The sequence below is a fragment of the Roseomonas sp. HF4 genome, assembly GCF_005222755.1.
Lineage (GTDB): Bacteria > Pseudomonadota > Alphaproteobacteria > Acetobacterales > Acetobacteraceae > Neoroseomonas.
In genome coordinates this window covers 44,998-59,261 of sequence record NZ_STGD01000011.1, presented here as the reverse complement: position 1 = coordinate 59,261, position 14,264 = coordinate 44,998, and the positions used below count along the sequence as shown (strand labels likewise).

Genomic DNA, 14,264 nt, shown 5'->3' with positions numbered 1-14,264 from the left:
GGCGCCGGTCGCCGATGTTGGTTCCACGGCGCGCGCGCCTCCCTCGTGCCGGGCGCGGGGATGCGTGCCGCCGGCAGCCCGGCGCCTGGGGGCATGTGAGGGCGAACACCAGCGGCCGAACACTCCGACCGGCGACGTCACTCCCCAAATCGCCAAAAAGGGGTAGGGGGGTATGGGGGGAGAAGTTCTCTTTTTCCCCCATCAAACGTTGCCCCCCGTCACGCGAACACCACCGCCGCGCCCGCGGCATAGGCGGGCGGCACCATGATCCCCTGCGGCGCCTCGACCGTCGGGATACCGGCCAGCACGCCGCGCGCGGCGGCGGTGCCGTCCTCCGTGCGGATCACCATTCCGGCCATGAAGGGTGAGGCCGGCGCGGTGACGCCCGGCAGCACCGTGGGCAGCGCGGCCTCCGCCAGCACGCGCACGCGGGTTTCCATCGCGGGCGCGAAGGGGCCGGCCGCGCCGGCGGCGCCGGGCAGGCGCAGCAGGAAGCCGCCGGCCGGGTCTGGCTCGACCGGCAGGCCGGACAGGCGCGACAGGCGCGCGGCCGTCTCGGCGGGTTCGCGCGCGCTGAGGATCGCCTCCTCCAGCGCCACGGCCTTGTTGGCGTGGTCCATCCATTTCGGGTTCCACACCAGTTCGGGCGTCAGGTGGCGGATGAGCTGCACCCGGCCTTCCGGCGGGTCGGGGAAGGGCAGGCGGGCGAATTTCGCGATCGGGCCGCCGGCCTCCACGGGGCGTTCGAGCCAGGCGATGCCCGGGATGTCGATGCCCGCCGCGCGCATGCGCGCCAGGTTCGCCTCAGGGTCCTCGATCGCGAGCGCCAGGATGTGCATCCCTCGATAGCGCGCCAGGAAGGCGTTCAGCGTGTTGTCGTAGAGCGCGGGGTCCAGGATCGCGATCAGCTCGATGTAGCCGTGCTTCAGGAAGGCGCAGCGGTTGCCCGAGCCCCAGGGTTCCACCGGCAGGTCGGGGCGGCGGCGGCCGGATTGCTGCGCGATGGGGCTGAGCGCGAAGCCGAGCCGCTCATAGGCCGCGGCCATGGGCGCCAGGTCACGCGCGGCGACGCCGAGGTGGTCGAGCGCGACGGCGGTGCTCATGCCGGGTCCTCGTATTTCGGCAGCAGCCAGTCCGCCGGCTCGGCGGCGGCCTCGGCGTACCAGCGTTCCATAAGCGGGTGGCCGCGCACCGCCTGCATGTAGCCGCGGCTGATTGCCGAGACCTCGGGCCGCCAGGTCAGGAACCGCGTCACGACGGGCGCGTACATCGCATCCGCGAGCGTGAAGCGGGCACCGAACAGGAAGGGGCCGCCGTGCAGCGCCAGCGCCTCGGCCCAGATCCCCTCGATCCGGGCGATGTCGGCCAGGGCCTCGGGCGTGCGGCCGCGGCCGGAGAAGTCGCGGCCGAGGTTCATCGGCATGGCCATGCGCAGGCCGCGGAAGCCGGCATGCATCTCGGACGCGATGGCGCGGGCATGGGCGCGGGCGGGGCGGTCGGCGGGCCAGAGCAGCGGCGCGATCTCGGCGCAGTATTCCGCGATCGCGAGGCTTTCCCAGATGCGCGCGCCGTCGTGCTCCAGGTAGGGCACCATGCCGTTCGGCGAATGGTCCCGGATGGCGGCCGTGTTGCCGCCGCCGGCCAGCGGGATCAACACCTCCTCGACATCGAGGCCGGCGAGGCGCACCGCGAGCCAACCGCGCAGCGACCACGACGAATACCGCTTCGTGCCGATGACGAGCCTGCCCCTGGTCATGCCCCTGCCCTTCCTGCCTCGCGCGCGGACCATGCCATGGCGGCGGCGCCGGGCGAAGCCCGCTTGCCCTGGCGGCGGCAAGGGTGTTGTTTCGCGGCAGCCGACCGGAGGCCCCGATGAACGAACTCAGCGTGCCGCGCCCGAATTCCCTCGACGCGTTCTGGATGCCCTATTCCGACAACAAGTACTTCAAGGGCGACACCTCGCGCATGCTCGCCCGCGCCGAGGGCATGTCCTACTACACCCCCGAGGGCCGGGAGGTGCTGGACGGCACCGCCGGCCTCTGGTGCTGCAACGCCGGCCACGGGCGGCGGGAGATCGTGGAGGCGATCCAGAAGCAGGCCGCGATCCTCGATTTCGCGCCGACCTTCCAGCTGGGCCACCCGATCGCCTTCGAGGCTGCCGCGCGCGTGGCCGAGCTGACGCCCGACGGCATGGACCGCGTGTTCTTCACGAATTCCGGCAGCGAGAGCGCGGACACCGCGCTCAAGATCGCGCTCGCCTACCACAAGGCGCGGGGCGAGAGTTCGCGCGTGCGCCTGATCGGGCGGGAACGCGGCTACCATGGCGTCGGCTTCGGCGGCATGTCGGTCGGCGGGATCGGGCCGAACCGCAAGCAGTTCGGCGCCCTTCTCCCATATGTGGACCACCTGCCGCATACCCACGGGCTGCAGGACAACCTGTTCGCCCGGGGCGAGCCGCCAGCCGGCGCGCACCTGGCCGATGCGCTCGAGAACCTGGTCGCGCTGCACGGCGCGGAGACCATCGCCGCCGTGATGGTCGAGCCCGTGGCGGGATCGACCGGCGTGCTGGTGCCGCCGGTGGGCTACCTGCAGCGCCTGCGCGACATCTGCACGAAGCACGGCATCCTGCTGATCTACGACGAGGTGATCACGGGCTTCGGCCGCCTCGGCACCAATTTCGGCGCCGAGCGCCTGGGCGTCGTGCCCGACATCATGACCATGGCCAAGGGCCTGACCAACGCGGCGGTGCCGATGGGCGCCGTCGCGGTCAGGAACGGCATCTACGATGCCATCGTGGAAGGCACCGCGGCCGGCATCGAGTTCTTCCACGGCTACACCTATTCCGGCCATCCGCTGGCGGCGGCGGCCTCGATCGCGACGCTGGAACTGCACAAGACCGAGGACCTGCCCGGCCGCGCCCGCGCCATCGAGCCCTACTGGCAGGACGCGATGCACAGCCTGGCCGATGCGCCGGGCGTCATCGACATCCGCAACATCGGCCTGATCGGCGGCATCGAGCTGCAGCCGCGCGCCGGCAAGCCCGGCCAGCGCGCCATGGACGTGTTCCGCCGCTGCTTCGACGCCGGCGTGCTGGTGCGCGTGACGGGGGACATCGTGGCACTCTCCCCGCCCTTGATCGTGGAGCGCCCGCATGTCGACCGGCTGGTCGGCACGCTGGCCGACGCGATCCGCGCCGAGGCCGCCTGAACCCTCCGATGCAGGACGAGGCCCCGCCGCCGCTCAGAATCCTGCTGGTCGACCCGAATGCGGGCGCGTCGGCGCATACGCGGACGATGCTGGAGGCGGCCGGACACAGCGTGATCTTCGTGCATGACTGGCCGGCGGCCGAGACGCGCCTGACGCTGCACCATGTCGAGGCGGTGGTCATGTGCATCACCACCCGCGGCGTCGGGCGGACCAGCGCGCCCGCGCGCCTGCGCGCCGCCGCGCCGCGCAACGCCGCGCTGCCGCTGCTGGGCCTGTCCCCCGGCACCGACCACCTCGCGCCGGCCGAGGCGCTCGCGGCCGGCTTCGACGCCGTGATCAGCCGCCCCTTCGGCGCCGAGGCGCTGGCGGCCGCGTTGCGCGAAGCCGTCCGCCGCCGCACGCCGCCCATGCTGCTCGATGCCGACCGGCGCGCCGCGCTGCGACGGATGCACGGCCCCGCCGCCCTCGCGGCCCTCGACGCCGCGGCGATGGAGACCGCCGCGCGGCTCCTGGCACCCATCCTGGACGATGGCGGCGCGCCCGAGGCCATCGCCGCCGCGGCCGAGGAAGTGGCGGCGGCCATGCAGGGCATCGGCGCCGTCTACGCCGCCGCGGCGGTGCGGGAGGCGGGGGCGCAGGCCGGGCTCGGCCGCCGCGCCGTGCGGCCTGCCATGGCCACCCTGACCAGCACCCGCTTCGCGCTGCGCCGCGACAGGATGACCGCGGCCATCCGCGACCCCATATGGGCGGCAAGCGAAATATCCCCTGGAGACACAACGTGAGCGAAACAAGCGCCCGCGCGCCCGTGCCCGTGACCGTGCTGACCGGCTACCTCGGCGCCGGCAAGACCACGCTGCTGAACCGCATCCTGACGGAGAACCACGGCAAGAAATTCGCCGTGGTGATCAACGAGTTCGGTGAACTCGGCGTGGACAACGACCTCGTCGTCGATGCGGACGAGGAAGTGTTCGAGATGAACAACGGCTGCATCTGCTGCACCGTGCGCGGCGACCTGATCCGCATCCTGGGCGGGCTGATGCGCCGGCGCGACCGCTTCGACGGCATCATCGTGGAAACCACGGGCCTGGCCGACCCCGCCCCCGTGGCGCAGACCTTCTTCGTGGACGAGGACGTCAAGCGCGCGACGAAGCTCGACGCCATCGTGACCGTGGTCGACGCCAAGCACCTGCCTGCGCGCCTGGCGGACAGCACCGAGGCGCAGGAACAGATCGCTTTCGCCGACATCATCGTGCTGAACAAGATGGACCTGGTCAGCGCCGAGGAGGCCGCCGAGGTCGAGCGCCGCATCCGCGCCATCAACCCCTATGCCGAGATTCGCCGCGCCACCAAATCCGACGTGCCGATCAGCGCGGTGATCGGGCGCGACGCCTTCAACCTGGCGCGCATCCTGGAACGCGAGCCGGAATTCCTGTCGGGCGAGGACGATCACGAGCACGATTCCGACGTGAACAGCGTGTCCTTCGAAGTCGACCGCCCGATCGACGCGGAACGCTTCAACGCCTGGATCACGCAGGTGCTGGCCGCCAAGGGCCAGGATCTGCTGCGCACCAAGGGCGTGCTGCACTACGAGGGCGACAGCCGCCGCTTCGCCTTCCAGGCGGTGCACATGATCGCCGATGGCGACTTCATCGGCGAGGTGAAGGCGGGCGACCCGCGGAAGTCCAAGATCGTGTTCATCGGGCGCGACCTGAACCGGCCTTGGCTGCGCCGCGGCTTCGAGGCCTGCCAGGCCGGCGAGGACGAGGCGAAGATCCAGGCGGAGATCGCGCGGTGGACGCCGCCCGCATGAGGCAGGCCGGGGGAGGGGAACCTCCCCCAGACCCCCTCCCTTCTTTGTCTTTTTGGCGTCGTCCCCCGATGTCGGTTCCAAAGTCCCAGAAAAAGGAGGCGGTTCGGGGGAGTTCTCTCCCCCGGCCTTTCTGCCCATGAGCACCACCACCGCCGACTTCCTCCTCGACGCCCGCGGCGTCTCGCATGACCTCGGCGCCTGGGTCGTCGGCCTCGCCTTCGGTCGGGAGGGGAGCAGCATCGGCTTCGCGCTCGGCGACGGCACGGTGCGCCTCGGCGCGCTGGCGGGCGAATGGCGCAGCGTGGCCGCGCATGACGGCGCCTGCCTCGCCATCGCCGCCGATGCGAAGGACGGCCTGCTGACCGGCGGCGACGACGGGCGCCTGGTGCGCGTGGCGCCGGACGGGGCCGTCGCGGAGTTGGCGAAGTACGGCAGCCGCTGGGTCGAGCATGTCGCGGCCCACGAATCCGGCCTGCGCGCGGCGGCCGTCGGCAAGGCGGTCCACCTGATCGATGCGAAGGGGGCGGCGCTGAAGTCGCTCGCGCATCCGTCCTCGGTCACCGGCATCGCCTTCGACGCCAAGGGCAAGCGGATCGCGGCGTCGCACTACAACGGCGCCTCGCTCTGGTTCGTGGGCGCCAGGGACGGCACGGCGCGGCTGCTCGAATGGAAGGGCAGCCATACGGGCGTCGCGATCAGCCCGGACGGCACGCATGTCGTGACCACGATGCAGGAGGCGACGCTGCATGGCTGGCGCCTGGCCGATGGCCAGCACATGCGCATGGCGGGCTACCCCTCCAAGACGAAGTCCTTCGGCTTCACCTCCAAGGGCCGCTGGCTCGCGACCGCCGGGGCGGATTGCGTCGTGCTCTGGCCGTTTTTCGGCGGCGGGCCGATGGGCAAGGCGCCGACGGAACTGGCCGGAGGGGATGGCGTGCTCTGCACCGTCGTCGCCTGCCACCCGCAGCAGGAGGTAGTGGCGGCCGGCTTCGCCGATGGCCTCGTGCTGATCGGCGACGTGGCGAGCGGGCGGATCGTGCCCGTGGCGGCGCCGCGCGGCTCGGCCGTTTCGGCGCTCGGCTGGAGCGCCGCCGGCACGCTGCTGGCCTTCGGCACGGAGGCCGGCTTCGCGGGGCTCGTGGACCTGGCGCGGCGCTGATGCGGCAAGGAAGGATCGCGACATGACGGCACCCATCCTCGAAACCCCCCACCTCCGCATCCCGCGCATCGGCCTCGGCACCTGGACGCTGCGCGGGGCGGAGGCGCAGCAGGCCGTCGAAGGCGCGCTCGCGCACGGCTACCGGCACATCGACACCGCCGCGATGTATGGCAACGAGGAAGCGGTCGGCGCGGGCATCGCCGTCTCCGGGCTTCGCCGCGGGGACATCTTCGTCACGACCAAGGTCTGGTGGACCGAGCTTGCGCCGGATGCGCTGCGCGCCTCGGCCGAGGCGTCGCTGAAGCGGCTCGGCCTGCGCCAGGCCGACCTGGTCCTGGTGCATTGGCCCGCGCCGGGGATGGATCTGCCCGCGACCCTCGGCGCGCTCGACCGCCTGCGGCGCGACGGGCTTGCGCGCGCGGTCGGCGTCTCGAATTTCCCGGCCGGGCTGCTCGAGCACGCGATCGCGCTCGGCATCGGGCCGCTCGCTGCACTGCAGGTGGAGGCGCATGTCTATCTCTGGCAGGACCGGCTCGCGGCGCTCTGCCGCCGGCACGGGCTCGCGCTGACCGCCTATGCCCCGGTGGCGAAGGCGAAGGTGAACGACGATCCGGTGATGCGCGCCATCGCCGCCAAATACGATGCGAGCCCGGTGCAGGTTGCGCTGGCCTGGCTCATGGCGCAGGACGGCGTCGTCGCGATCCCGAAATCCGGGCGTCCGGAGGGCCAGCGGGAGAACCTCGCCGCCGCCTCGATCCGCCTCGATGCCGAGGATCTCGCTGCGATCGCCGCCCTGCCCAAGGACCGGCGCCTGGTGAACCCCGATTTCGCACCCGACTGGGCGGCCTGATCGCACGGGCCGGGGGTGGCCCCCCGCCCCCCGCCCATGCTTGATTGCGCCCGACCGCAGACCGGAGACGATGACCATGGCCGCACGCAGCGAGGATGAGGAGTTCGACCTCGGCATCAGCCTCGAGGCCGTCGCCGCCATCGTCGACGCCGCCCGCGCGGTGCAGGAGGGCGAGGAGAGCGGCGCCCTGGCGCGCGAGGAGGAGGACGAGGAAGGCCTCGACGCCGAGGACGACGAGAACATGGACGAGGACGCGCTGCGCGCCTTCATCGCCGACCTCAACGAGGACGAGCAGGCCTCCCTCATCGCGCTCGCCTGGATCGGCCGCGGCGACTACACCGGGGCGGAATGGGACGAGGCGCGCAGCCTCGCCAAGGAGCGCAACATCCGCGATCCGGCCGAATACCTGCTCGGCATCGACATGCTGGGCGACATGCTGGAGGAAGGGCTGTCGGAACTCGGCCTGTCGCTGGAGGACGCGGACGGATCGTGACGCGCGCAGCCCTCCTGCTGCTGCTGCTGGCGCTGCCCGGTTGCTCGGCGCGCGATTCGGCCCGCGCGGAAGACGGCCGCGAGCGGCTGGTCGGCCTGCGCGCGGACGACCTCCGGCTTTGTGCCGGCGTGCCGAACCTGACCGCGAATTCCGCCGGCGGCGATTTCTGGACGTACGACCGCACGCCGCCGGCCTCGGGCGTCTCGGCGCCGGTGCCGGTCATCGGCGGCTCGCTCAGCGTCTCGGCCGGCTCGACCTGCCGGGTGACCTTCCAACTGGTGGACGGCAAGGTCACGCGCGTCGGCTACGCGGCGGCGTCCGACCTGCCGCTGTCGCAGAATGCGGCCTGCGCGCCCGTGGTGCAGGGATGCCTCCGCCTGGTCGACGAAGGCTCGGTCAGGCGGGAATGACGCCGGACGGGGCGATGCCCGCGATCTCGCGGATTAGCTTGCGCTTCACCGCCTGGCCGAAGCTCTCGAAATTCTGGGCCACGATCATGAAGGCGCCAGGGCCGCCGATCACGTTGTCGCGAAAGTAGTCGTCGAGCGGCACGGGTGGCAGGCGGCCGAAGGTCGGCCGGTCGTTGATGATGGGCAGGCCGTTGATGGTGATGCCCTCCTCGACCGCCGCGTCGCGCTCGAAATCCGCGGGCGCGCCGGAATTGTTCACGCCGTCGCCCGAGACGTCGATCACGCGGCGCGTCGCATCGAACGGGCAGTCGCGCAATTCGCCCCGCGCGTGCCGGATGGCGCCCGAGATCGAGGTCCACGAGAGCGAGGCGCGCGGCGCCTCCGACAGCGCCGAGGCCCAGCGTTCGGCATCCATCGCGGTCGCGATCCGCTGCCAGGACAGGATGGTGCGTTGGAACTCCATCCCCGCCCATTCGACATAGCAGACGGCGATGGCGCCGATCAGGCCGCGCCCGATCGCTGTGACCACGACGGGATCGACGATGGCGTTGCGGTAGCCTTCGCGCTGCAGCCGGGCCTCGTCCTCGTCGATCGAGCGCGAGACGTCGACCGCCAGCACGAGCGCGACGTCCACCTCCTGCGACGCCCGCGCGGGGCGCGGCACCGGCACGGCCACGGCGCCCGCCGCGGCGAGAAGCATCCTGCGACGCATCGGCGCCTCCTCGGCACGAAGCCGCATCGTGGCGCCGAGCCGCGGACGGATTCAACCGTTCCGTGCAGCCGGTTACAAAGCGGCCAGGACCGTCTCCGCCGCCCGCGTCGCATCGGCCTCGCTCATGTAGGGGTGCATCGGCAGGGACAGGACCTGGTGGCACAGCGCCTCGCTCACCGGCAGCGGCGGCGGGCCGCCCGCGATGGACGCGGCATGATGCGTGGCATAGGCCGGCTGGTGGTGCAGCGCCTTCGGGTAGTAGATGCCGCTGCCGATCCGCTGCGCCGACAGCGCCTGCTGCACCCGCCCGCGCGCCTCCGGATCCGGCAGGCGGATGGTGTAGAGGCCGTAGCAGCTCTCGGCGCCCTGCTGCGCCACCTGCACGCCGACGCGGCCCGCCAGCGCGGCGTCGTAGGCGGCGCCGAGGCGGCGGCGCTGCGCGAGCTCGCCCTCGAACAGCGACATCTTGGCCAGCAGGATCGTCGCCTGGATCGTGTCGAGCCGCCCGTTCATGCCGGTGCGCTCGACCTCGTAGCGGGTCTTGCCCTCCCCGTGCGTGCGCAGCGAGCGGTAGAGCTCGGCGCGGTCCGCGTCGTCGGTCAGCAGCGCGCCGCCGTCGCCATAGGCGCCCAGCGTCTTGGTCGGGTAGAAGGACAGCGCCGCGGCATGCCCCCAGCGGCCGAGGCGCCGGCCGTCCAGCGCCGCGCCGAAGGCCTGCGCCGCGTCGTCGAGGGCGAACATCCCCTCCCGCGCGCAGGTCGCCTCGATCGCCTGCCAGTCGGCGGGCAGGCCGAACAGGTCGACGCCGACCACGGCGCGCGGCCTGAGCCTGCCTTCCGCCTTCACGAGCGCGATGCGGCGCTCGAGGTCGGCGATGTCGAGGTTGAAGCTCTCGGCCGCCACGTCGACGAAGACCGGCTTGGCGCCGAGCACGAGCGGCACCTCGGCGGTCGCGGTGTAGGTGAAGGCTGGCAGGAAGACGGCGTCGCCGGGGCCGATGCCCTCGGCCATCATGGCGATCTGCAGCGCGTCGGTGCCGGAGGAGACGCCGACCGCGTGGCCGCAGCCGGCGAAGGCGGCGAGCGTGGCCTCGAGCTCGGCCACTTCCGGCCCGTTGATGAAGCGGCCCGAATCGAGCACGGCGGCGATGCGGCGGTCGAGATCGGCGCGGATCAGGGATTGCTGCGCCTTGACGTCGAACAGCGCGATGGGGTCGGACATGGAGCCTCACGCAGGAAACGGTCGTCGTCATAGACCCGGGCGCCGCGTCGCGCGAAATCACCCTTGGTGACGCTGCGCTACCGGAGGCGGGAGCCTCTCCCCCGCAACACGCCTCAACCCCCCTTGTGCCCTGGCGCCCCGCCTGCACGGATCGGCGCCGATTGCGAAAGAAGGGAGGGGGCTTGGGGGAGGTTCCCCTCCGCCACCCTGCCTCAGGGCGCCACCAGCATCACCCAGAGCGGCAGCGTCACGATCGAGGCGATGTGCTCCGTCGTCGTGATCGCGGCCATCAGCCGCGCATCGCCGCCCAGCGCCCGCGCCATGACGTAGGAGGTCGCCGCCGTGGGCAGCGCCATGAAGGTGACCGCGATGGCGGTCGCCAGCGGCGGCACGCCGAACAGCACGCAGAGCCCCCAGGTCGCCGCCGGCATGACCAGCAGCTTCAGCGCCCCCGTCGCCGCTTGCACGCCGATGCGGTCCGAGAAGGATTGCAGCGACAGCGCCGCGCCCACGCAGAGCAGCCCGAGCGCGACCGAGGCCCGCCCCAGCGCCTGCACCGTCGGCGCGAGCCCGGCCGGCAGACCGCCGAGTGCCGCGATGGCGAAGCCGAGGCCGACCGCCATCATCAGCGGGTTGAACAGCAATTGCCGCAGGATCGCCAACGGCCGCGGCGGGCCGCGGTCGCCGCCCAGCGCGAAGGCCAGCGTCGTCGCGGTCTGCACGAAGGGCACGATGATGCCCGTGGCGACCGCGCCGAAGCCCGTGCCTGCGGCGCCGAACAGCGCGCCGACGATGGCGAAGCCCATCAGGTTGTTGAAGCGGATGCCGCCCTGCAGCACCGAGGTCATGGCCGGACGCCCGAGCCCGAGCGCCCGCGACAGCATGACCGCGACCAGCGTGCCGAGCGCCAGCGCCCCCCATATCGCCGCCGCGATCCGCCCGAGCGGCAGGTCCGCGAGGTTCAGCGGCGCCAGCGCCGCGACGATGAGGGAGGGCAGCAGCACCCAGTAGATCAGCCGCTCCATTCCCGCCCAGACGGCGTCGTCCTTCAGCAGGCGCCGCTTCAGCAGGGCGCCGAGGGCCAGCAGCGCGAAGGCGGGCACGAAGGCGTCGAGCCAGGCGCTCACGGGTGGCGCGCCGGGGCGGGGGGCTGGGGCATGGGGCGAGGCACGACGGGTGCTTACGCCCGGCGGCCGGGCGGCGCTACCCGATGCCGGCGGCCGGGCGATGCCGCCCGATGGCGGGTGCCGGGCAGGGTCAGGCGCGGCGGCCCGTGGCCGGGGCAGTCCAGGGCGCCGGCGTCGGTGCCGCGGCGATGGCGGCAAGGCAGGCGGCCTCGGTCACGCCGTCCCCGGCGCCATGCGCGCGCGCCGCGGCATGGGCCACCCGCAGCGCCCCGCCCTCGGGATAGAGCACGAGGTCGAGCCGGCAGTCGCGAGCCTCGTAGAGCCAGATCTCGGCCTCCCCTTCCGGGCGGCGCAGCGCGGGTTCGCCCAGCATGCGGCGCAGCTCCGCCGCCGGTCGTCCGAGCAGCGCGGCCGCGGCGGCGGGCGGCGCCACGCCGGCCTGCCGCGGCCCGGTCGGCGGCGGAGGCAGGGTGGGCGGGACGGGGGTGGCCGCGCGGGCCAAGGGCTGAGTCAGGCCGGGGCCGTCTCGGCCGTCGGCGGATGGCGGACCCACGGCCGCCACGCCTGCGCGGGCGGACCGAAGCGCGTCGCGCATCATGGCGGCGGCCTCCTCCCCGGGTTCGGCCACGCAGCCGAGAAGGAGGAGAGACAGCAACGGGAGGACGCGCGGTCCCGGCATGGGGCATCGCCCGGCCCCGGCGGCGGTGCCGCCGGGGCGCGGGGCCGTCGGCTCAGGCGTCGGCGGGTTCCGTGCTGCGCGCCGGCACGGCGGCGGGCGGGGACACCGGCGCCAGGCGCGGCGCCCCGGCGGCCGGGGCCGGCGCGTCCGTGATCATCTCCATCTTGCCGGAGAGCTGCCCGCCTTCCTCGACCTGCAGGCGGCGGCAGCGCGCCGTACCCAGCACGCGCCCCGTGGCGCGGATCGTCAGGCTGCCGCTGGCGGTCAGGGTGCCGTCGAAGGTGCCGCCGATCTCGGCGTCCTCGACCTGCACCTCGCCCTTGAACAGGCCGGAATGGGTGATGATCAGCTCCTGCGCCTGCAGGAGCTCGCTCTCCATCGTGCCCTCGATGACCAGGCGCTCGGCCTCGGTCACGGTGCCCTGCAGGCTGATGCCCTTGCCGACCACGAGGGTGCGCTGGTCCGTGGCCTCGGTGCGCGACGGCCCGCGGGACGGGGCGGCGACGGGCGCTGCCGGCGCGCCGGTCACGCGCGCGGCCGGCGTGCTGGCCGGGGACGGCGCCGTGGCAGCCTTGGGCGCCGCCGCGCCGGCCTGCGGCAGCGTGATGCCCGACGGGCGGAAGGGCGGCACCCCGAGATCGGGGTCCCGCGCGGCGGCGACGGTCGTGGCGGCAGGCTCGGCCCCGGTGCCCGCGGCACCCGGTTCATCCTTGCGGCGGAAGAGCGACATGGTGGAGCCCCCTCGATTCCCGGCGGTTGACCTGAAGATGCGGGGCTAGCATGCGCATCGGCGCGGCCACAACGCCGCCGCCCGGCTTATCCCCAGGATTCACGTCCCCCCGGCGGGCCTCATGCGCGCCGCGGCCCGCGGTGCAGCAGGTGTACCGCCGCCGCCGTGCCGATCACCGGTACCAAAAGATTGAACAGTGGGACCATCGCCAGGGCCGCCAGCGCCAGCCCGAGCGCCCATCCGGCCCAGCGGCGCGACCGCCAGGCCAAGCGCGACTCGGCCGTGCCCATGCGCAGCATCGCGGTCTGCCGCAGCATCCCGGCCCCGAGCGCATGGGCGGAGATGGCGAGTGCGGCCACAAGTCCCAGCACAGGCACCAACAGCAGCGGCAGGAGCAGCACCTGGAGCGCCAGCATCCGGAGGCCGAACAGCACGCCGAAGGCCGCCTGCGCCGCGACCGAGGCGCCGCGCGGCGGCGGCAAATGCGGGTAGTGCCGGCGTTCCACCGCGGCAGCCACCGGCTCCACGAGCTGCGAGGCGATGACGGCCGCGATCGGCAGGAACAGCCACCAGGCCAGCACCAGCGCCGCCAGCCCGCCGCCCGCCTGCGCCGCCCAGGACAGCCAGCCGGTGGTGCCCGCGGCCCAGTGCGCGGCCTCGGTGGCGCCCCAGACGAGCAGGCCGATCGCAACGACCGCGCCGAGCACGCCCAGCAGGAGCGGGCGGCGGAAGGCGGGGTCGCCGATCTGGGCGAAGGCGAGGAGGATCGCGGCCGGCATGGCGGGGATGTAGCGGTCGCGCGGCGCGGCCGCGAGGGGGCGGGACCGGCCCCGCGGTCGCGCAGGCCCCTTGGCGGCCCGCGCGCGCGGCGCCAGATTGGCGGCCCTGCCCCGGAGGAAGCGCAAATGATCCGACGTCGCGGCGCGCTCGCGCTCGGCCTTGCCCTGCCCGGCCTGGCGCATGCGCAAGCCACCTGGCCCGAGCGGCCGCTGCGCCTCATCGTCGGCTATCCCGCGGGCGGCCCGTCGGATGTCTTCGCACGGCTCGTGGCCGGGCAGATGGGCCCGCGACTCGGCCAGGGCATCGTGGTCGAGAACCGCCCCGGCGGCGGTGCCGTGCTGGCCAGCGAGACCGCCGCCCGGGCGCCTGCCGACGGCCACACGCTGATGCACGTGGACAACGGCATCCTGGTCTACAACCCGGCGCTCTATGCCAGGCTGCCCTATGATCCGGACCGGGATTTCCGCGGCGTCGGCTTCATCGGGCGCTTTCCGCTCTACATCGTCTGCCGCGCCGATGCGCCCTTCGCGGATTTCGCGGCGCTGCTCGCGGCCTCCCGCACGCGGGCGGCCACCTATGGGAGCCCGGCCGTTGCCTCACCGCACCATCTGGCGATGGAACTGGTCAAGCGCCGCAGCGGCCTCGCGGCCGAGCACGTGCCTTATCGCGGCGGCGGCGCGGCGATGCAGGACCTGCTCGCGGGCAGCGTCGACCTGGTGATGATCGACACCGCGACCGGCCTGCCCTTCATCCGCGACGGGCGCGTGCGCGCGCTGGCCGTGCTGACCGAGGCCCGCACCGCCGAGGCCCCCGCCGTGCCGTCGCTGCGCGAACTCGGCCACGATGCCGTGGCCTTCGGCTGGCAGGGCATCAGCGTGCCGCGCGCGGTCGCGACGCCGGTGGTCGAACGGCTCAGCGCCGAACTCGTCCGGGCCATGCAGGCGGATGAGGTGCAGGCGCGCACCCGCGCCCTCGGCATCCAGACCACGGGCTGGAGCGCGGCCGAATTCGACGCCTTCGTCGCCGCCGAGGCCGCCGCCTGGCGGCCGCTGATCCGCGACCTCGGCATCCGTCTCGATTCTTGAC

The 14,264-nt window shown here is 73.3% G+C and carries 16 protein-coding genes; 8 read left to right on the top strand and 8 right to left on the bottom strand.

All coding sequences use genetic code 11. The annotated features are described in order from the left end of the window. Positions 1–218: 218 nt before the first annotated feature. Positions 219–1,103 (bottom strand): VOC family protein, encoded by an 885-nt coding sequence (locus E8M80_RS16770; RefSeq protein ID WP_137126865.1) that lies wholly within the window; start codon positions 1,101–1,103, stop codon positions 219–221. Next, complete coding sequence (locus tag E8M80_RS16765) at positions 1,100–1,756, bottom strand: glutathione S-transferase family protein (RefSeq protein WP_137126864.1); 657 nt, start codon at positions 1,754–1,756, stop codon at positions 1,100–1,102. Before E8M80_RS16765 ends, E8M80_RS16770 begins: the two co-directional genes overlap by 4 nt. A 116-nt stretch (positions 1,757–1,872) precedes the next feature. Here E8M80_RS16765 and E8M80_RS16760 point away from each other — a divergent pair, with 116 nt between their 5' ends. From E8M80_RS16760 to E8M80_RS16730, 7 genes are all read left to right on the top strand, one after another. Further along, positions 1,873–3,207 (top strand): aspartate aminotransferase family protein, encoded by a 1,335-nt coding sequence (locus E8M80_RS16760; RefSeq protein ID WP_137126863.1) that lies wholly within the window; start codon positions 1,873–1,875, stop codon positions 3,205–3,207. Between the two features lie 8 nt (positions 3,208–3,215). After that, positions 3,216–3,989 carry a response regulator gene (locus tag E8M80_RS16755; protein WP_137126862.1) on the top strand — a complete coding sequence of 258 codons (774 nt, stop codon included), beginning with the start codon at positions 3,216–3,218 and terminating at the stop codon, positions 3,987–3,989. After that, complete coding sequence (locus E8M80_RS16750) at positions 3,986–5,017, top strand: GTP-binding protein (RefSeq protein ID WP_240790081.1); 1,032 nt, start codon at positions 3,986–3,988, stop codon at positions 5,015–5,017. The genes E8M80_RS16755 and E8M80_RS16750 overlap by 4 nt, the downstream gene beginning before the upstream one ends. A 136-nt stretch (positions 5,018–5,153) precedes the next feature. Further along, on the top strand, positions 5,154–6,176 hold the full coding sequence (locus E8M80_RS16745) for a WD40 repeat domain-containing protein (protein ID WP_137126860.1): 1,023 nt from the start codon (positions 5,154–5,156) through the stop codon (positions 6,174–6,176). A gap of 22 nt (positions 6,177–6,198) precedes the next feature. After that, a complete protein-coding gene (locus E8M80_RS16740; protein WP_137126859.1) occupies positions 6,199–7,026 on the top strand; it encodes an aldo/keto reductase in 828 nt (275 codons plus the stop codon). A gap of 76 nt (positions 7,027–7,102) precedes the next feature. Then, positions 7,103–7,519, top strand: coding sequence for a DUF3775 domain-containing protein (locus tag E8M80_RS16735; protein WP_137126858.1), 417 nt, complete (start codon positions 7,103–7,105; stop codon positions 7,517–7,519). Beyond that, on the top strand, positions 7,516–7,929 hold the full coding sequence (locus E8M80_RS16730) for a hypothetical protein (RefSeq protein ID WP_137126857.1): 414 nt from the start codon (positions 7,516–7,518) through the stop codon (positions 7,927–7,929). The genes E8M80_RS16735 and E8M80_RS16730 overlap by 4 nt, the downstream gene beginning before the upstream one ends. Here E8M80_RS16730 and E8M80_RS16725 read toward each other — a convergent pair. The 6 genes from E8M80_RS16725 to E8M80_RS16700 all read right to left on the bottom strand — a co-directional run bounded on the left by E8M80_RS16725 (position 7,916) and on the right by E8M80_RS16700 (position 13,177). Beyond that, positions 7,916–8,641 (bottom strand): DUF1194 domain-containing protein, encoded by a 726-nt coding sequence (locus E8M80_RS16725; protein ID WP_137126856.1) that lies wholly within the window; start codon positions 8,639–8,641, stop codon positions 7,916–7,918. The two genes, E8M80_RS16730 and E8M80_RS16725, sit on opposite strands and share 14 nt — an antisense overlap. 72 nt (positions 8,642–8,713) lie before the next feature. After that, positions 8,714–9,862, bottom strand: a complete 1,149-nt coding sequence (locus tag E8M80_RS16720; protein WP_137126855.1) for a DegT/DnrJ/EryC1/StrS aminotransferase family protein — start codon at positions 9,860–9,862, stop codon at positions 8,714–8,716. A gap of 212 nt (positions 9,863–10,074) precedes the next feature. Then, positions 10,075–10,989: an AEC family transporter gene (locus tag E8M80_RS16715; protein WP_137126854.1), complete on the bottom strand. Its 915-nt coding sequence runs from the start codon at positions 10,987–10,989 to the stop codon at positions 10,075–10,077. A 130-nt stretch (positions 10,990–11,119) separates the two neighbouring features. Then, positions 11,120–11,422, bottom strand: coding sequence for a hypothetical protein (locus tag E8M80_RS26690; protein ID WP_240790080.1), 303 nt, complete (start codon positions 11,420–11,422; stop codon positions 11,120–11,122). Between the two features lie 298 nt (positions 11,423–11,720). Further along, complete coding sequence (locus E8M80_RS16705) at positions 11,721–12,398, bottom strand: polymer-forming cytoskeletal protein (RefSeq protein WP_137126852.1); 678 nt, start codon at positions 12,396–12,398, stop codon at positions 11,721–11,723. Between the two features lie 119 nt (positions 12,399–12,517). Further along, positions 12,518–13,177, bottom strand: coding sequence for an EI24 domain-containing protein (locus E8M80_RS16700; RefSeq protein WP_137126851.1), 660 nt, complete (start codon positions 13,175–13,177; stop codon positions 12,518–12,520). Positions 13,178–13,303: 126 nt separating this feature from the next. Between E8M80_RS16700 and E8M80_RS16695 the strand changes: the two genes are divergently transcribed. Then, a complete protein-coding gene (locus tag E8M80_RS16695) occupies positions 13,304–14,263 on the top strand; it encodes a tripartite tricarboxylate transporter substrate binding protein (protein WP_137126850.1) in 960 nt (319 codons plus the stop codon). Position 14,264: the final 1 nt, after the last annotated feature.